This window comes from Streptomyces sp. NPDC051105 (assembly GCF_040682795.1).
GTDB lineage: Bacteria > Actinomycetota > Actinomycetes > Streptomycetales > Streptomycetaceae > Streptomyces.
This window is the reverse complement of sequence record NZ_JBFBBR010000005.1, coordinates 369,189-386,959: the sequence shown is the minus strand read 5'-3', so window position 1 is coordinate 386,959 and position 17,771 is coordinate 369,189. Positions and strand designations below refer to the sequence as shown.

19 protein-coding genes are annotated in these 17,771 nt (G+C 68.9%); 17 read left to right on the top strand and 2 right to left on the bottom strand.

What is annotated here, in order from left to right; all coding sequences use genetic code 11:
• Positions 1-306 precede the first annotated feature (306 nt).
• A complete protein-coding gene (locus AB0N16_RS15415; RefSeq protein ID WP_365796811.1) occupies positions 307-888 on the top strand; it encodes a hypothetical protein in 582 nt (193 codons plus the stop codon).
• A gap of 42 nt (positions 889-930) precedes the next feature.
• On the opposite strand, the gene AB0N16_RS15410 is transcribed toward AB0N16_RS15415, so the two are convergent.
• A complete protein-coding gene (locus tag AB0N16_RS15410) occupies positions 931-1,236 on the bottom strand; it encodes a ferredoxin (protein WP_365796809.1) in 306 nt (101 codons plus the stop codon).
• Between the two features lie 536 nt (positions 1,237-1,772).
• Between AB0N16_RS15410 and arc the strand changes: the two genes are divergently transcribed.
• From arc to prcA, 6 genes are all read left to right on the top strand, one after another.
• A complete protein-coding gene (arc, locus tag AB0N16_RS15405) occupies positions 1,773-3,539 on the top strand; it encodes a proteasome ATPase (RefSeq protein WP_365796807.1) in 1,767 nt (588 codons plus the stop codon).
• 244 nt (positions 3,540-3,783) lie between these two features.
• Positions 3,784-5,295, top strand: a complete 1,512-nt coding sequence (gene dop / locus AB0N16_RS15400; RefSeq protein WP_365796805.1) for a depupylase/deamidase Dop — start codon at positions 3,784-3,786, stop codon at positions 5,293-5,295.
• Positions 5,296-5,485: 190 nt separating this feature from the next.
• Positions 5,486-5,704, top strand: coding sequence for a ubiquitin-like protein Pup (locus tag AB0N16_RS15395; protein WP_234531430.1), 219 nt, complete (start codon positions 5,486-5,488; stop codon positions 5,702-5,704).
• A 49-nt stretch (positions 5,705-5,753) separates the two neighbouring features.
• Complete coding sequence (locus tag AB0N16_RS15390) at positions 5,754-6,359, top strand: endonuclease VII domain-containing protein (RefSeq protein WP_365796803.1); 606 nt, start codon at positions 5,754-5,756, stop codon at positions 6,357-6,359.
• Positions 6,311-7,156, top strand: a complete 846-nt coding sequence (prcB, locus tag AB0N16_RS15385) for a proteasome subunit beta (RefSeq protein WP_365796801.1) — start codon at positions 6,311-6,313, stop codon at positions 7,154-7,156. Before AB0N16_RS15390 ends, prcB begins: the two co-directional genes overlap by 49 nt.
• 71 nt (positions 7,157-7,227) lie before the next feature.
• The gene (prcA, locus tag AB0N16_RS15380) at positions 7,228-7,986 is read left to right on the top strand and encodes a proteasome subunit alpha (RefSeq protein WP_365796799.1); all 759 of its coding nucleotides are present in this window, start codon (positions 7,228-7,230) and stop codon (positions 7,984-7,986) included.
• A gap of 79 nt (positions 7,987-8,065) precedes the next feature.
• On the opposite strand, the gene AB0N16_RS15375 is transcribed toward prcA, so the two are convergent.
• Entirely contained in the window at positions 8,066-9,133 is a 1,068-nt protein-coding gene (locus tag AB0N16_RS15375; protein ID WP_365796797.1) for a LacI family DNA-binding transcriptional regulator, read from the bottom strand.
• 88 nt (positions 9,134-9,221) lie between these two features.
• On the opposite strand from AB0N16_RS15375, the gene AB0N16_RS15370 reads away from it, so the two are divergent.
• From AB0N16_RS15370 to tatC, 10 genes are all read left to right on the top strand, one after another.
• Positions 9,222-10,481 (top strand): MFS transporter, encoded by a 1,260-nt coding sequence (locus tag AB0N16_RS15370; protein WP_365796795.1) that lies wholly within the window; start codon positions 9,222-9,224, stop codon positions 10,479-10,481.
• Between the two features lie 9 nt (positions 10,482-10,490).
• The gene (pafA, locus tag AB0N16_RS15365) at positions 10,491-11,852 is read left to right on the top strand and encodes a Pup--protein ligase (protein WP_059196529.1); all 1,362 of its coding nucleotides are present in this window, start codon (positions 10,491-10,493) and stop codon (positions 11,850-11,852) included.
• Between the two features lie 104 nt (positions 11,853-11,956).
• Complete coding sequence (locus AB0N16_RS15360; protein ID WP_365796793.1) at positions 11,957-12,958, top strand: FKBP-type peptidyl-prolyl cis-trans isomerase; 1,002 nt, start codon at positions 11,957-11,959, stop codon at positions 12,956-12,958.
• 74 nt (positions 12,959-13,032) lie between these two features.
• Positions 13,033-13,404 carry an FKBP-type peptidyl-prolyl cis-trans isomerase gene (locus AB0N16_RS15355; protein WP_360489573.1) on the top strand — a complete coding sequence of 124 codons (372 nt, stop codon included), beginning with the start codon at positions 13,033-13,035 and terminating at the stop codon, positions 13,402-13,404.
• A 206-nt stretch (positions 13,405-13,610) separates the two neighbouring features.
• A complete protein-coding gene (locus AB0N16_RS15350) occupies positions 13,611-14,573 on the top strand; it encodes a WYL domain-containing protein (protein WP_365796791.1) in 963 nt (320 codons plus the stop codon).
• A gap of 19 nt (positions 14,574-14,592) precedes the next feature.
• The gene (locus tag AB0N16_RS15345; protein WP_365796789.1) at positions 14,593-15,603 is read left to right on the top strand and encodes a WYL domain-containing protein; all 1,011 of its coding nucleotides are present in this window, start codon (positions 14,593-14,595) and stop codon (positions 15,601-15,603) included.
• A gap of 42 nt (positions 15,604-15,645) precedes the next feature.
• The gene (locus AB0N16_RS15340; protein WP_365796788.1) at positions 15,646-15,948 is read left to right on the top strand and encodes a hypothetical protein; all 303 of its coding nucleotides are present in this window, start codon (positions 15,646-15,648) and stop codon (positions 15,946-15,948) included.
• A gap of 10 nt (positions 15,949-15,958) precedes the next feature.
• A complete protein-coding gene (locus AB0N16_RS15335) occupies positions 15,959-16,153 on the top strand; it encodes a hypothetical protein (RefSeq protein WP_365796786.1) in 195 nt (64 codons plus the stop codon).
• A 260-nt stretch (positions 16,154-16,413) separates the two neighbouring features.
• A complete protein-coding gene (gene tatA, locus AB0N16_RS15330; protein WP_362570955.1) occupies positions 16,414-16,701 on the top strand; it encodes a Sec-independent protein translocase subunit TatA in 288 nt (95 codons plus the stop codon).
• Positions 16,702-16,748: 47 nt separating this feature from the next.
• Complete coding sequence (gene tatC / locus AB0N16_RS15325) at positions 16,749-17,693, top strand: twin-arginine translocase subunit TatC (protein WP_365796784.1); 945 nt, start codon at positions 16,749-16,751, stop codon at positions 17,691-17,693.
• The last annotated feature ends 78 nt before the right edge of the window (positions 17,694-17,771 follow it).

The following is a 17,771-nucleotide window of genomic DNA, read 5'->3' as shown; positions in this document are numbered from 1 at the left end:
CCCGGCCGTCACCCAAGCCTCGTCGGCTGTGGCGGAAGCCTCCCCGGCCGTCACCCAAGCCTCGTCGGCTGTGGCGGAAGCCTCCCCGGCCGTCACCCAAGCCTCGTCGGCTGTGGCGGAAGCCTCCCCGGCCGTCACCGAAACCTCGTCGGCTGTGGCGGAAGCCTCGGCCGTCACCGAAGCCTCGTCGGCCGTCGCAGGAGGCGGCCGCCGTCGGAAGCGCACCCCGGCGTTCCCCACCCACTGTGACGTGTGGCACTATGCAGGCCATCCCCACCGGCACAGGCCTCGCAGGAGACACTCCTAGTGCAGCAATCCGTGGTCCCGGAGCTCGCTCACACCGACCCCCGCCCCATGCACTGGCTCGCCACCGCCACTGCTGTGACCGGCGTCATCGCGCTGTCATCCCTCTTCCAGCCGGGCGCGGCCAAGGCCGCCCAGCCCACGGCCGGCACCGAGACGAAGCCCACCCCCGCGGCCACCGCGCCGCCCAACGTCACCGGCGTGGACTTCCCCCTCGACTGCGGCCCCGTGAAGGAGGTGGTCGTCAAGAAGGCCACCGGCGACCTCGACGGCGACGGCAGACCGGAAACCGTGGCGGTGGTCCACTGCGACTCCGCCATGGGCACCCCGCCCGACGGCGTCTACGTCCTCACCCAGGCCGCCGACGCCACCCGCCCCCGCGTCGTCGCCACCCTCGTCGACCCCAAGGACCGGCTCACGGTCACCGACTTCACCGTTGCCGCCAAAACGGTCACAGCGACCCTGCTCGGCTATTCCTCGGACGATGTGCCCAGTTGCTGCCCGGACGTGAAGACCCGCGCCACCTGGCGCTGGGACGGCCACACGTTCGTCCGCTCCACCCCCGCGGCCGCCCACAGCGTCTGACCCACGCGGCTGACCCACAGGCCACGCGGAGTGGCCGGAAAGTCACTCCGCGTCCGGCCCGTACACCTCGACCCGGTCCGTGACCCGGCGCACATGAATGCACTCGCCCGGACACTCCCGCGCCGAGTCCACCACGTCCGTCAGCAGCGGCAACGGCACCGGCACCGTCGCCCCCTTCGCCTGCAGCAGCTCGTCGTCCACGCCCTTCACATAAGCCAGGCCGTCGATGTCCAGCTCGAACACCTCCGGGGCGTACTGGGCACAGATCCCGTCACCCGTACAAAGATCCTGGTCGATCCAGACCTCAAGCGCCTCCGCGCCGGCCAGGGCCTCCTGCTGCACGGTCATCTCTCCTGCCCTCGAAAGCGCCGGACGGCCGGACCCGGCGGTCACCCGGTCCCGCCCCGGCGGGTGTTGAACTCCTTCGACCCTACCCCCGCCCGAACCGCCCCCGGCCGTGCCCTCCGCCGGGCACCCACCCGCGCCCGGAGGCCCCTCCGGCCCGCGCGCACGGCGCACCCGGCCGCGCGGGACGACGGCGCTCGGCCACCGGATCGATCGACTTGAGCCAACCCGCGACCCGCGCCCGCGATCACCCGCGCCACCCGCCCCGTTGCTCTGTGTAAGGAAGCCCTCACCGGGGCACAACCCCTGAACCGGCATCGGAGCGGACAACTCCGGCCAGTCACGGAGGGTTTTGACCGCTCCCGGCCTGGAACACGCAGCTTCTGAATCGCGTTGAGTGGGTATCCACCGGGCACGAGGGAGAAGCGATGGGTGACCGACGACACACCTTGACAGTCTTTGTGATCTAGGGGTTTCAATCGACACCCACCCAGGTAGGGTCTGGAAGCGTCCAGCTCCCCTTGGAGGAGGTGAGGACCGTGGCAGCCCACGACGACGACATGAACCGCGGCATCCGCCCGGGACGAGGGTCCGACGACCCCGCCGGGCAGATTGCCTACCTTGAGCAGGAGATCGCCGTCCTGCGACGCAAGCTCGCCGACTCTCCGCGACACACGAGGATTCTCGAAGAGCGGATCGTCGAGCTGCAGACGAACCTGGCCGGCGTGTCCGCCCAGAACGAACGACTCGCGAACACACTCCGCGAGGCCCGCGACCAGATCGTGGCCCTCAAGGAGGAAGTCGACCGGCTCGCACAGCCGCCGGCCGGCTTCGGTGTCTTCCTGCAAGCCAACGAGGACGGCACCGCCGACATCTTCACCGGCGGCCGCAAACTGCGGGTGAACGTCAGCCCAAGCGTTGACCTGGACGACCTCAGGCGCGGCCAGGAAGTCATGCTCAACGAAGCGCTCAACGTGGTCGAGGCCATGAAGTACGAGCGCGTCGGCGACATCGTCACCCTCAAGGAGATCCTCGAGGACGGCGAACGCGCCCTGGTACTGGGGCACACCGACGAGGAACGGGTGGTGCGGCTCGCCGAGCCGCTGCTGGACGTGAACATCCGCCCCGGCGACGCCCTGCTGCTCGAACCCCGCTCCGGCTACGTCTACGAGATCGTTCCCAAGAGCGAGGTCGAGGAACTCGTCCTCGAAGAGGTCCCCGACATCGGCTACGAGCAGATCGGTGGTCTCGGCGGCCAGATCGAGGCCATCCGCGACGCCGTCGAGCTCCCCTACCTCTACCCGGACCTGTTCAAGGAGCACGAACTGCGCCCGCCCAAGGGCGTCCTGCTCTACGGGCCGCCCGGATGCGGCAAGACGCTCATCGCCAAAGCCGTCGCCAACTCGCTGGCCAAGAAGGTCGCCGAGGTCACCGGCCAGGCCGCCGGCAAGAGCTTCTTCCTCAACATCAAGGGCCCCGAGCTCCTGAACAAGTACGTCGGCGAGACCGAGCGGCAGATCCGCCTCGTCTTCCAGCGTGCCCGGGAGAAGGCCAGCGAGGGCACCCCCGTCATCGTCTTCTTCGACGAGATGGAGTCCCTCTTCCGCACCCGAGGCTCCGGCGTCAGCTCGGACGTGGAGAACACCATCGTCCCCCAGCTGCTCGCCGAGATCGACGGTGTCGAAGGCCTGCAGAACGTGGTCGTCATCGGCGCCTCCAACCGCGAGGACATGATCGACCCCGCCATCCTCCGCCCCGGCCGCCTCGATGTGAAGATCAAGATCGAGCGTCCGGACGCCGAGGCGGCGAAGGACATCTTCGGCAAGTACCTCACCGAACGCCTCCCGCTGCACTCCGACGACGTCGGCGAGCACGGCGGCAGCAAGGCCACCACCGTCGCCAGCATGATCCAGACGGCCGTGGAACACATGTACGCCGAATCCGAGGAGAACCGCTTCCTGGAAGTCACCTACGCCAACGGCGACAAGGAAGTCCTCTACTTCAAGGACTTCAACTCCGGCGCAATGATCGAAAACATCGTCGGACGCGCCAAGAAGATGGCGATCAAGGACTTCCTGGAGCACAGCCAGAAGGGCCTCCGCGTCTCCCACCTCCTCCAGGCCTGCGTGGACGAGTTCAAGGAGAACGAGGACCTGCCCAACACCACCAACCCCGACGACTGGGCCCGAATCTCTGGAAAGAAGGGCGAACGGATCGTCTACATCCGTACCCTCATCACCGGAAAGCAGGGCGCCGACACGGGGCGCTCCATCGACACGGTGGCGAACACCGGGCAGTACCTGTAAAACACAGGGCGGCTGCGGGTGCCCCCACCGGGTACCCGCAGCCGACTGTTTTTCCGGCCAAAACCGGAACCGAGGCGAGCAAGGCAATGACGCAAATGATCTCCCCACCAGCGCAAAGGCGTTCTAGGCTCTTTCCTACCGCCGAGTCGCGCAGTGCGGGGACGGGCACCGCACACGCACCGGAGCGCCAGCGGTACGCGAGCGGAGCCCACGACCGAGGGCTCCGCCGGGCAAGGAGGGCCGCATGACCGTACGGCGAGTAATGGGCATCGAGACGGAGTACGGGATCTCCGTCCCCGGCCACCCCAATGCCAATGCCATGCTCACCTCATCCCAGATCGTCAACGCCTACGCGGCGGCGATGCACCGGGCCCGCCGCGCCCGCTGGGACTTCGAGGAGGAGAACCCGCTGCGGGACGCCCGGGGATTCGACCTCGCCCGCGAGGCCGCCGACGCCAGCCAGCTCACCGACGAGGACATCGGCCTCGCCAACGTCATCCTCACCAACGGCGCCCGCCTCTACGTGGACCACGCCCACCCCGAGTACAGCTCCCCCGAGGTCACCAACCCCCGCGACGCCGTCCTCTGGGACAAGGCCGGCGAGCGCATCATGGCCGAGGCCGCCGAACGAGCCGCCCAGCTCCCCGGTGCCCAGCCCATCCACCTCTACAAGAACAACACCGACAACAAGGGCGCCTCCTACGGCACGCACGAGAACTACCTGATGAAGCGGGAAACCCCCTTCTCCGACATCGTGCGCCACCTCACCCCCTTCTTCGTCTCCCGCCAGGTCGTCACCGGCGCCGGCCGCGTCGGCATCGGCCAGGACGGCCACGAGCACGGCTTCCAGCTCAGCCAGCGCGCCGACTACTTCGAGGTCGAGGTCGGCCTGGAGACGACCCTCAAGCGCCCCATCATCAACACCCGCGACGAGCCGCACTCGGACGCCGAGAAGTACCGCCGTCTGCACGTGATCATCGGCGACGCGAACCTCTCGGAGATCTCGACCTACCTCAAGCTCGGCACCACGGCCCTGGTCCTCTCGATGATCGAGGACGGCTTCATCGCGGTCGACCTCGCCGTCGACCAGCCCGTACGGACCCTTCACCAGGTCTCCCACGACCCCAGCCTCAAGCGCCTCGTCACGCTCCGCAGCGGCCGCACACTCACCGCGGTCCAGCTCCAGATGGAGTACTACGAGCTCTCCCGCAAGTACGTCGAGGAGCGCTACGGCGCCGACGCCGACGAACAGACCCGGGACGTCCTGCAGCGCTGGGAGGACACCCTCAACCGCCTGGAGAACGACCCCATGAGTCTCGCCGGCGAACTCGACTGGGTGGCCAAGAAGGAACTCATGGAGGGCTACCGACGCCGCGACGACCTCGATTGGGACGCCGCCAAGCTGCACCTCCTCGACCTTCAGTACGCCGACGTACGGGCCGAGAAGGGCCTCTACAACCGCCTCGCGGCCCGCGGACGCATCAAGCGGCTGCTCGCCGAGGCCGACGTCGACAGGGCCCGTACGAGCCCGCCGGAGGACACCCGCGCGTACTTCCGCGGCCGCTGTCTGGAGCAGTACGCCGACGACGTCGCCGCCGCCAGCTGGGACTCGGTCATCTTCGACCTCCCGGGCAGGGACAGCCTCCAGCGCGTCCCAACCCTGGAACCGCTACGCGGAACGCGAAATCACGTCAAGGAGCTCCTGGACCGCTGCCGCACCGCAGAAGACCTGGTCAGGGTCCTCTCCGGCGGCTGAACGGGTACCCGGAGCACACCGGGCGGCCGGGGTCAAAATCCCGCCGCCCGGGAATCATCGAGGTGGCCCCCGTACGTTGGAGAAACTGCGGGGCCGATGTCGGACCCGGCTTGTAGGGTCTGATCATCACCGATCGGCAGGAAAGCCGACCTGTCGACCCATGTCGGGCGAACTGAGCGGGGTGAGTGTCATGGCAACCAAGGACACCGGCGGCGGACAGCAGAAGGCGACGCACTCCACCGAGGAGGTCGAGGAGCAGGCGGCGGAGTCGCAGGGCTCCGAGGACCTCAAGGAGCGGCACGAGAAGCTGAGCGACGACGTCGACTCGGTTCTTGACGAGATTGACGATGTACTCGAGGAGAACGCAGAGGACTTCGTGAGGTCATTCGTGCAAAAAGGTGGAGAGTAAAGGCGAATTGGCCACGTCGCCTTCGAATTAGAGGGGTCGGGGGGAGCGGGTGGCTGCGGAGCCGAACGCGAAGCACTGCAGGAAATGCGAGCGGGACCTGCCTCCTGCGGCGTTCGCGCGAGACAGGAACCGGTGCGATGGCCTCCAGGTGTACTGCCGGGAGTGCGTGGCGGAGTACAGTGCCGCGCACTACCGGCGTCGCCGAGAGGCTACTGGGAAGACCGTCCGAGAGAAGGTGGACGTCCCGGCCGGGCACAAGCGGTGCCCGCAGTGCGAAGTCGTGAAGCCGCACTCCGAGTGGGAGCGCAACAAGACTTCGTCGGACGGCTGGGCGAGTTACTGCCGTGCGTGCCGCGCGGAGCGAAACCGGGTCAGCTTTTTCAAGCGCAAGTACGGTCTCACCGAAGTCGAGCGTGACGCGCTGATCGCCTCGCAACATGGTGTCTGCTGTATCTGTCCATCCGCCCCCGCTGCGCATGTGGATCACTGCCATGAGACGGGTAGGGTCCGTGGCGTACTGTGCTTCAGCTGCAACGCCGCGCTGGGGCAGTTCAAGGATCAGCCCGACGTCATAAGACGGGCTGCAGCATACGTGGAAGGAAACGCGTGGAAGCCAACACTCGTAGCACCGGGCGTCTACCAGCTGCCTTCCTGACGCCTGGGTCCTCTTCGTTCATGGACTTTCTCGGTGAGCACCAGCCGGAGTTGCTGCCCGGCAAGCGGCAGTTGCCGCCCACGCAGGGGGTGATCGAGGCGCCGCACGGGACGACGATCGTCGCGGTGACCTTCCCCGGGGGCGTGGTGCTCGCCGGTGACCGTCGGGCCACGATGGGGAACGTGATCGCCCAGCGCGACATCGAGAAGGTGTTCCCGGCCGACGAGTACTCGGCGGTCGGCATCGCGGGTACCGCCGGCCTCGCCGTGGAGATGGTCAAGCTCTTCCAGCTGGAGCTGGAGCACTTCGAGAAGGTCGAGGGTGCGCAGCTGTCGCTGGAGGGCAAGGCGAACCGGCTGTCGACGATGATCCGTTCCAACCTCGGCATGGCGATGCAGGGCCTGGCGGTCGTGCCGTTGTTCGCCGGGTTCGACGTGGACCGGGGCAAGGGGCGGATCTTCTCGTACGACGTCACGGGCGGCCGTTCCGAGGAGCACAACTTCTCCGCGACGGGTTCCGGCTCGGTCTTCGCGCGCGGGGCCATGAAGAAGCTGTTCCGTGAGGACCTGAGTGAGGAGCAGGCGACCACACTGGTGGTGCAGGCTCTGTACGACGCGGCCGACGACGATTCGGCGACCGGTGGTCCCGATGTCGCGCGCCGGATCTACCCGATCATCACCGTGATCACCGAGGACGGGTTCCGCCGGCTCACCGACGACGAGTCCTCCGAGCTCGCCCGTGCGGTGCTGGCGCGCCGTCTGGAGGAGCCGGACGGCCCGCGCGCGGCGCTGCTCTGAGGCGTCCGGCGCTTGTGGTGAAGGTGATCCCAGTGACTTCGACGGAACCCTAAGGAAGGGGACGGATACCGGTGTCGACGCCGTTTTATGTCTCACCTCAGCAGGCCATGGCGGACCGTGCGGAGTACGCCCGGAAGGGCATCGCGCGCGGTCGGAGTCTGGTGGTGCTCCAGTACGCCGACGGCATCGTGTTCGTCGGTGAGAACCCGTCCCGTGCGCTGCACAAGTTCAGCGAGATCTATGACCGGATCGGTTTCGCGGCCGCCGGTAAGTACAACGAGTACGAGAATCTGCGGATCGGCGGTGTGCGCTACGCCGACCTGCGGGGTTACACCTATGACCGTGACGATGTGACGGCGCGGGGTCTTGCCAACGTCTATGCGCAGACGCTGGGCACGATCTTCTCCAGTGCGGCCGAGAAGCCGTACGAGGTGGAGTTGGTGGTCGCGGAGGTCGGGGAGACCCCGGAGGGTGACCAGATCTATCGGCTGCCGCACGACGGTTCGATCGTGGATGAGCACGGTTCGGTCGCGGTCGGTGGCAATGCGGAGCAGATCAGCAGCTATCTGGACCGGGAGCACCGGGACGGTATGACGCTCGCGGAGGCTCTGAAGCTGGCTGTGACGGCTCTGTCGCGGGAGTCGAACGGCACGCAGCGGGAGATTCCGGCGGAGCGTCTGGAGGTCGCGCTGCTGGACCGTACGCGTCCGCAGAAGCGCAAGTTCAGGCGTATCGGGAGCCCGCAGCTGTCCCGGTTGCTGGAGTCGGAAGGTGCGGCGACGGCTGCGGCGACCGACGAGGCGGAGGAGTCCGGCGGGGACGTCGAGTAGCCCCGCTGCCACCCGCTCTGTGCGCCCCGTCCGGCGAGTCGTCCGGGCGGGGCGCGGGTGTGTGTGCGGCCGGGTGCGGCTAGGGTTGCGGTGGGGGCGCTGTGGAGCCTCGTACGACCAGTTCGACGGGGATGTCCCGGCCTTCTGGCGCGCGGCCTTCCAGGACGGCGAGGAGGGCGTGCATGCCGCGTTCGCCGAAGAGTTCGGCGTCCAGTCGTACGGTCGTGAGTTCGGGGTCGATGGCGGTGGCGAGGGCGAGGTCGTCGAGGCCGGTGACGGAGATGTCGTCGGGGATGCGCAGGCCGTGGCGGCGGAGCGCCTTGTAGGCGCCGGCGGCGAGTTTGTCGTCGTCGCAGACCAGGGCGGTGGGGTGGGGGCCGGGTGCGGCGAGGGCGGCTTCGGTGGCCGTGTGGGCGCCTTCGATGGAGATCGGGGCGTGGACGGTGCGTACCGAGGTGCCGGGTACCTCGGCGGTGCGTGCGGCCAGTTCGCGGGCGCGTACCTCGAAGGTCCAGGAGGCGACGTCGGCGGCCAGGTGGAGGAAGCGGCGGTGGCCGAGGCCCAGCAGGTGGTCGGCGACCTGGCGTACGCCGTCGGCGATGTCCAGGTTCACCGTGGCGGCGCCGAGGCTGCCGTCGGGGTCGCTGTCGAGCATCACCAGGGGGAGCTGGTCGCCGCGGATGGCGGTGAGGGCGTCGGCGGCCATCGAGGAGGCGATGACGCCGTCGAGGGCGGCCTGGGCGGAGGCGAAGGGATCGCGAATGGGGGCGGCCCGCAAGGGCCTTCCTTTGAGGGTGGTGGGCGACGGGCGGGCGGGGCCGATGCCTTCGGGGGAGGGGTAGAGGACGACGCCGAAGCCGTGGTCGGCGGCCACGCGGGCGGCGCCGGTGTAGACGCCGGCGAAGAACTCGGTGGTGAGGGCGGGGACGACGAGGAGGACGGTGCGGGTGTGGCCGAGGCGGAGGTTGCGGGCGGCGAGGTTGGGGCGGTAGCCGAGGTCGCGGGCGGCTTCCCGGACGCGTTCGGCGGTGGCCTCGGAGACCCGGCCGCGCCATTTGTCGCCGAGTACGAGGGACACGGCTGCCTGGGAGACGCCGGCGGCCTGGGCGACGTCGCGGCTCGTCGGGCGCGTGCTGCTGCGTGCCACCGGGGGTGGGCTCCTTCGTCTGGACGTGTGAACTGCGCACATGGTACGTATGGGAGCAGACGTTATACGTAAAACTTGGAGGCGGGCCATGGCCGCGGGATACCTGGAGATCCTCAGGGCGAGGCACGCGGTCCGCCTGCTGACGGGCACCCTGGTGGGCCGGCTGCCGAACGCCACGGCCGCGATCGCGATCGTGCTGTTCGTGCGCGCGGAGGGCGGTACGTACAGCCTGGCGGGAGCGCTCGCGGCCGTGTACGGCGTCGCCAACGCGGTGGGCCAGCCGGTGCTGGGCCGACTGGTGGACGTGCACGGGCAGCCGCGGGTCCAGCTGCCCGCGGCCGTCGCGTCGGCTCTCGCCATGGCCGGTTTCGCCTTCGCCGGCACCGGTCCGCTGCCGCTCGCCTACGCGTGCGTGGCCGCGGCGGGGTTGTTCACGCCGCCCCTGGAGGGCGGTCTGCGTGCGCTGTGGCCGAGTGTGCTCGGCAAGGAGGACCAGGTGCACACGGCGTACGCGATGGACGCCGTGGCGCAGGAAGTCATGTTCACGGTGGGACCGTTGCTGGTGACGTTGTGCGTGTCGCTGTGGTCGGCGCAGGCGGCGCTGCTGGTGGTGAACGCGGTGGGCGTGCTCGGGGCCCTCTCCGTGGTCGTCTCGCCGCCCTCGCGCGCGTGGCGTTCGGCGCCGCGCGAGGCGCACTGGCTGGGTGCGTTGCGGTCGTCCGGGCTGCTGGCGCTGCTGGGCGCGTTCCTGTTCGTCGGGATCGCGCTGGGTTCCATCACGGTGGCGTCGGTGCCGTACGCGGACGAGCACGGTGGTGACGGGGTGTACGGCTGGATGATGGCGGCGCTGGGGCTGGGCGCGCTGTTCGGCGGCTCGGTGTACGGGGCGCGGCTCTGGCGGGGGGAGCCGGCGGTGCGACTGCGGGTGCTGGTGGCGCTTCTGGCGGTGTGTTATCTGCCGCTGATGGTGATGCCGGATGCGGTGGCCATGGTGTTGCTCACCGTGCTGGCGGGGGTGTTCCTGGCGCCGGCGATCGCATGTGCGTTCGTGCTGGTGGACCGGCATGCGCCGAGGGGGACGGTCACCGAGGCTTTCTCCTGGCTTGTGACGACGTTCACAGTGGGGGCGTCGGTGGGAACGGGCCTGGCGGGTCCGGTCGTCGAGGCGGGCGGGGCGCTGTGGGGCTTCGCCGTGCCGGGTGCGGCGGGGGGTGTGTCGTTGCTGGTCCTGGTGGTCACGCGACGGGTCCTCGCAGCTCCCGGTGGGGGCGCGGTGGTTGCGGCTTCATTGGAAAATGATCCAAATCGTGCTGCCGAACCCCGTTTCAGCTCAGGGGATCGGGCGTAATGTTCAGTCATGGACCGCCGCATTTTCGGGCTGGAGAACGAGTACGGCGTCACGTGCACGTTCAGGGGACAGCGCCGCCTGTCGCCTGACGAGGTGGCGCGGTACCTCTTCCGCCGTGTCGTGTCATGGGGCCGTAGCAGCAATGTCTTTCTTCGCAACGGCGCCCGGCTCTATCTCGACGTGGGCTCACATCCGGAATACGCGACACCCGAATGTGACAACGTGACCGAACTGGTCACCCACGACAAGGCCGGCGAGCGCATTCTCGAAGGACTGTTGGTGGACGCCGAACGACGCCTGCACGAGGAAGGAATCGCGGGCGACGTCTACCTTTTCAAGAACAACACGGACTCGGCGGGCAACTCCTACGGTTGCCACGAGAACTATCTGGTGGCGCGGCACGGGGAGTTCTCCCGGCTCGCGGACATCCTCATTCCGTTCCTGGTGACCCGGCAGCTGCTGTGCGGCGCCGGCAAGGTGCTGCAGACGCCGCGCGGTGCGGTGTACTGCGTCAGCCAGCGCGCGGAGCACATCTGGGAGGGCGTCTCCTCGGCGACGACCCGCTCCCGGCCGATCATCAACACGCGCGACGAGCCGCACGCGGACGCCGAGCGCTACCGCCGGCTCCATGTCATCGTCGGCGACTCGAACATGTCCGAGACGACCATGTTGCTCAAGGTCGGGGCCACCGACCTGGTGCTGCGCATGATCGAGGCGGGCACGGTGATGCGGGACCTGACCCTGGAGAACCCGATCCGGGCGATCCGCGAGGTCAGCCATGACATCACGGGCCGGCGCAAGGTGCGCCTGGCCAGTGGCCGTGAGGCCTCCGCCCTGGAGGTGCAGCGGGAGTACTACGAGAAGGCCGTGGACTTCTGCGAGCGGCGCGGTATCCGCACCGGCACGGTCGAGCAGGTGCTGGAGCTGTGGGGCCGGACCCTGGACGCGATCGAGGCCGAGGACCTGGACCGGATCGGCACCGAGATCGACTGGGTGATGAAGTACAAGCTCATCGAGCGGTACCGGGCCAAGCACAACATGACCATGTCTCATCCGCGGGTGGCGCAGATAGACCTCGCTTATCACGACATTCACCGTCGGCGGGGTCTGTATTACCTGCTGGAGAGGAAGGGTCAAGCCGCTCGGATCTGCAATGACTTGAAGATCTTCGAGGGCAAGTCGGTACCGCCGCAGACGACTCGGGCGCGCCTGCGCGGTGACTTCATCCGGCGGGCTCAGGAGCAGCGGCGCGACTTCACGGTCGACTGGGTGCATCTGAAGCTCAATGACCAGGCGCAGCGGACGGTGTTGTGCAAGGACCCGTTCCGTTCGGTCGACGATCGGGTGGAGAAGCTCATCGCCGGTATGTGAGCGAACGCCACACGGGCGCCGTACGTTTACCGTACGGCGCCCGTGTCACGTCGTAGAGTTGCGCGCACGCATCCGCAAGATCGATCGATTATGAGGCTGTTCCCGTGCGCCGACGCTCTCTTCTCCTTGCCGCCGTACCCGCCGGACTGGTCACGCTTGCCGCCTGCGGCGACGACAAGTCCGCTTCCAGCAAGGCCAGTGCGGCGCCGTCCGGTTCCGCCTCGTCGGTGCCGCCGCCGAAGATCGTGGACGGGCCGTTGCCGGCGATCACGGCGGGGACGAAGTTCGACGAGAAGCCGACGGTGGCCAAGGGTTCCGGGGACCCGTCGAAGGATCTGGCGGTCAAGACGGTGATCGCGGGCGGCGGCAAGGCGGTCGCGGAGAACGACTTCATCCAGGCCAACTACCTGGGGCAGATCTGGTCCACGGGGAAGGTCTTCGACCAGTCCTACGACCGCACGCCGCTGCTCATGCAGCTGGCCCAGGGCAGCATCATCGACGGCTGGCGGTACGGGCTGGCCGGGAAGAAGGTTGGCAGCCGGGTTCTGATGGCCGTGCCGCCGACCTGGGGTTACGGCACCTCGGGCAACTCGCAGGCGGGTATCAAGGGCACGGACACGCTGGTGTTCGTGGTGGATGTGCTGAACTCCTTCAACTCCAAGAGCTCCAGCACCGGCAAGGCGGTCGCGCAGAGCGACGCCGCGCTGCCCAAGGTCGGCACCAACACCGACGGCAAGGCTCCCTCGATCGACATTCCCAAGACCGACCCGCCGAAGACGCTGGTGTCGACCTACGTCCTGGAGGGCGACGGCGCGGAGGTGAAGTCCTCGCAGACGGTCCTGTGCCAGTTCAAGGGCGAGGTCTGGGACAGCGGCAAGGCCTTCGAGCAGACCTACGACAGCGGACGGCTGGCCCAGTTCGCGGTCGCGCAGATGCAGGAGGTCCTCAAGGGGCTGGCGCAGGGCATCACCGGGAAGAAGGTGGGCAGCCGGCTGCTGATCGTCGTACCGCCGGAGCTGGCCTATGGGGACAACCCGCCGAACGGCGGTGTGGTGAAGAAGGGGTCGACGCTGGTGTTCTCGGTGGACATCCTGGCGGCGATGTAGTCGCGCGGGCGGGAGCCGGGCGGGGATGAAAGACTGTCCGGGTTCCGTGTCGTACACAAGCAGGAGCGAGAGACGTGAGCATCGACAAGCCCGAGATCGACTTCCCGGGCGGCGAGCCCCCGGCCGACCTGGAGATCAAGGACATCTGGGAGGGCGACGGCGAGGTGGCCAAGGCCGGCCAGACCGTCACCGTGCACTACGTGGGTGTCGCGTTCAGCACGGGCGAGGAGTTCGACGCCAGCTGGAACCGGGGCACGCCGTTCCGCTTCCCGCTCGGCGGCGGCCGTGTCATCAAGGGCTGGGACCAGGGCGTGGAAGGCATGAAGGTCGGCGGCCGTCGCCAGCTGACCATCCCGGCCCACCTCGCCTACGGCAACCAGAGCCCGACCCCGCTGATCCAGCCCGGTGAGACGCTGATCTTCGTCGTGGACCTGCTCGGGGTCTGAGCCCCGTGCCTGGTCGGCGCCGTTCCGGCGCCGGCCGCCCCTGGTCGGAGCCGGCTGGACGAGGGCCCGTGCCGTGTGCGCGGGCCCTCGTTGTTTGTCGTGTCCTGTCCGTTTCGGTCCTCATTGTTTGTACCGGCTTTTGCCGTGCCACTCTGGAGCGGTACGGTCATCCGTCAGAAGCACCATAGGGAAGGCGAAGGGCGTCGATGGCCATTGCCAAGGCCGAGCGGCTGATGAACCTGGCGCTGTGTCTGCTGGGAACGCGGCGGCCGCTCAGCAAGCGCGAGCTGCGCGACTCCATCGAGGCATATGTCGAGGCATCCGCGGCGGGCAGTGACGACTCCTTCAACCGGATGTTCGAGCGGGACAAGGACGATCTGCGCGAGCTCGGACTGGTGATCGAGACCGTCGAGAACCTGGACGGCGAGGTCGGCTATCTGGCCCGCCGCGACAGCAACAGCCTGCCTCCGATCACGCTGGACGCCGAGGAGGCCGCCGCCCTGGGGCTGGCCGCCAAGGTCTGGCAGCAGGCCCGGCTGGCCGGCGCGGCCAGCGGTGCCCTGCAGAAGCTGCGGGCCGCCGGGCTGCCCGAGGACGTCGACCCGTACGAGGCGCACAGCGCCCTGGAACCGCGCATCCCGGTGCACGAGGCGGCCTTCGAACCGCTGATGCTGGCCTGCCGCGACCGCCGCCCGGTCGTCTTCGACTACCGCAAGGCCACCGCCGCCCGTCCCGAGCCCCGGCACGTGGAGCCGTGGGCCCTGGAGTGCTGGCGCGGCCACTGGTACCTGGCGGGCTGGGACCGGGACCGGGGCGCCGAGCGGGTGTTCCGGCTGTCCCGGATCACCGGCCGGGTGCGCTCCCGGGGCACCCGGTTCACCGTGCCCGTCCCGGACGTGGTCACCGTCCGGGAGACCGTCGCGAGCTGGGCCGGTGAGATCGCCGACCGCTCGGCGCGGATCCGGCTGCGCTCGGGCTCCGGCTACCCCCTTCGGGCGAAGGCCACGACGGTACGGGAACTCGGCGACGGCTGGGACGAGTTGGAGATTCCGTACGGGCACGGTCTGGACGCCTGGCTGGTGGAGTTCGGGCCGGACGTGGTGGTCCTGGAGCCGGCCGAGCTGCGCGCGGACGTGGTGGACCGGCTGCGTGCCGTGGCCAAGGGCTGAGGGGGAGCGGAGCAAGACAGTGGCAGGCAAACCGGTCAGGCCCGTGAACGCCATCGACCAGACCCGGCGGATGCTCTCCCTGGTGACCTATCTGCGCGAGCGCCCCGGCGCCCGGATCGCGGACGTGGCCCGGGCCTTCGGCATCACCGAGGACGAGCTGGTCTCCGACCTGGATGTGCTGCCCATGTGCGGTACCAGCTTCCGGGGCGGCGATCTGCTGGACATCGACACCGACGGCGAGCGCATCTGGTGGCACAACGCGGCCGCTCTCGGTGAGGAGGCCGCCGAGCCGCTGCGGCTGGCCGCCGACGAGGCGACCGCGCTGCTGGTGGCCGCCCGTGCCGTGTCCACGCTGCCCGGTCTGCGGGAGAGCGACCGCCAGGCGCTGCTGCGGGCCACCGCCAAGGTGGAGACCGCGGCCGGCGAGGCGGCCGGGGCCAGCGCCCGGCTGTCGGTGACCTTCGAGTCCGAGGGCGGAGTCTTCGCCGACGTCGACCGGGCGATCTCCGAGCGCCGCCGGCTGTGGATCCGCTACTACTCGCCGGCCCGCGACGAGGTCACCGAGCGCGAGATCGACCCCATCCGCCTGGTCAGCGTCGGACACACCTATGTGGAGGCCTGGTGCCGCCGCTCCGAGGCCCGGCGCACCTTCCGTCTCGACCGCGTCGCCGAGATCAAGATCCTCGACGAGCCGTCCGCGCCCCCCGAGATCGAGCTTCGGGACCTGTCCGAGGCCCTGGTGCAGCCGGCCGCCGAGGACCCCGAGGTGGTCGTCGAGGTCGGCCCGGCCGGCCGCTGGGTCGCCGAGTACTACCCGCACGACAGCGCGGATGAGCTTCCCGACGGCGGACTGCGTATTACTCTGCGCACCCCCGATCCGGCCTCCCTGCGCCGGCTGGCACTCAGACTCGGCGGCGACGGCCGGATCGTCTCGCCGCCCGAGCTGGCCGACAGCGCCCGCCGGGCGGCCCGCGAGGCCCTGGCGGCGTACGACCATGCTGGGCACGGTCACCCCCTCGGCACCGGCTGAGGTGCTCCGGAGGCGAACGATCAAGAAGGAGGGGCAAGGGATTTGAACGAGTCTTCGGGTTCCGGTGTCGCAGGCGCGAGGGACGTGACGGTCGCGGCCGCGTTCGCCGGGATGAGAAGAGTGGTCCCCGTGGTGTTCAAGGCCGGCTGCCCGGACTGCCGGGGCAGTTTCGAGCTCACCGCGAGTGCCCTGCGGCTGGCCATCGGAGCCACCAGCAAGACCACGTTCTACTCCTTCACCTGCCCCGACTGCGACGTCCTGGTCCGCAAGCCCGCGGGCGAGCGGATCATCGAGCTGCTGACCGGCGGCGGGGTCAGGACCCTGCGGCTGCACCCCACCGTCTAGGCTCACCCGCATGTTCTGGCCGATGTTCGCGGTAGCTGTGGGTTTCGTTGGTCTCGCCGTGCTCGGCGTGCTCGCCGTCCGGGTCTTCCTGGCCGCGCGCCTGCTGGGAGCGCAGGTCGCGGACTCGGCGCGGCGCATCAACCGGGCCGCCGAGGACCTGGAGCGGGCGGCGGCGAGCGCCGCGCGGACTGTGGACTCCCTCTGAGACCTGCTGTGGAACCGATGTGAGTACTGCGCCATAAGCGCTTTGCGTCACTTCGCCCTGTCAAGGCGCCCACCGCGGCGGGTACGCTGCTGCTCGCGGCGCGGAGAACGAGGCCCGTACCGTGGACCGGGCGTACGCACGGGGATTGCCTCACGTTTACCCCCGAGCGTTACGATCGCTGTCAGCACGATTACTCGGACACATGTCCGGCTGATCGGACAGCACCCCACCCAGCCGCCTCGGTGAGAAGGTAAAGACTTATGTTCGGAAGGCTCGGAGCTCCCGAGATCATTCTCATCCTTGTCGTCGTCATCCTGCTGTTCGGCGCGAAGAAGCTTCCGGACATGGCTCGCTCGCTCGGCAAGTCCGCGCGCATCCTCAAGAGCGAGGCCAAGGCGATGAAGGAAGACGGCGGCAACACCACCTCCTCCGCCCAGGCGCCGGCCTCCGGCGAGCAGGCCCAGGCCCAGCGCACCATCCAGGCGGCCCCCGGCGACGTGACCAGCTCCCGCCCGGTCAACGAGCCGTCGGACACCACCCAGCGCTGACGCAAGGCCGGTGACCCCCGGCCTGCCGCACGAGATGAGGACGTGGGTTGCCCAAGTCTGCCCGCAAACAGGAGAGGGATCCCGAGGGGCGGATGCCTCTCGGGGATCACCTTCGTGAGCTTCGCAACCGGCTCGCGAAGGCCATGCTGGCCATCGTCATCGTGACGGTGGTCGCCGCCTTCTTCTACAACGACATCATCAACTTCCTCACCAAGCCGGTCCTCGACTCGGTCGGCTGTGAGCAGGCCTTCGGAGAGCTGGCCAGGGCGAAGTCCGACTCCCATCCCTGCGCGCAGATCACGATCAACGGCCTGCTCGCGCCCTTCACGCTGGCCCTCCAGGTGTCGCTGATGGCCGGTGTGGTCTTCGCCTCGCCGGTCTGGCTGTACCAGCTGTGGGCCTTTGTCGCGCCCGGTCTGCACCGGCACGAGAAGAAGTACGCCTACGCGTTCGTCGCCACCGGCGTCCCGCTCTTCTTCGGCGGCGCGTTCTTCGCGTACAAGGTCCTGCCGACCACCGCGAAGGTGCTCCTCCAGTTCACCCCGCACAGCGTGAGCAACCTGCTGCCGCTGGACGACCTGCTCCAGCTGGTCACCCGCATGGTGATCGTCTTCGGGCTCTCCTTCGAGCTGCCGCTGCTGCTGGTCATGCTCAATCTCACCGGCATCGTCACCGGCCGGCGGATGCTCGGCTGGTGGCGGGCGATGATCCTCGGGATCACGGTCTTCGCGGCCGTCGCCACCCCGAGCACCGACCCGCTCTCCATGCTGGCGCTCGCCGGGCCGATCTGGGTGCTGTACTTCGGCGCGGTCCTCTTCTCGCTGCTCAACGACCGGCGCAGGCGCCGCCGCGAGGCCGAGGGCCCCGGCGACGACGAGGCCTCCGACCTCGACCTCACGCCCGACGACATCGGCGAGATCGAGACCGTCTCCGCCAGCCGCGCGCTGCCCGAGACCCCGGAGCGGGTCAACGGCTACGACGACGTGACCTGACCGGGTCAGTTCCAGCCATCGAGAGGTGCCCGCGCTCCACGGCGCGGGCACCTCTTCGTCGTCCGTCGTCCCCTGTTC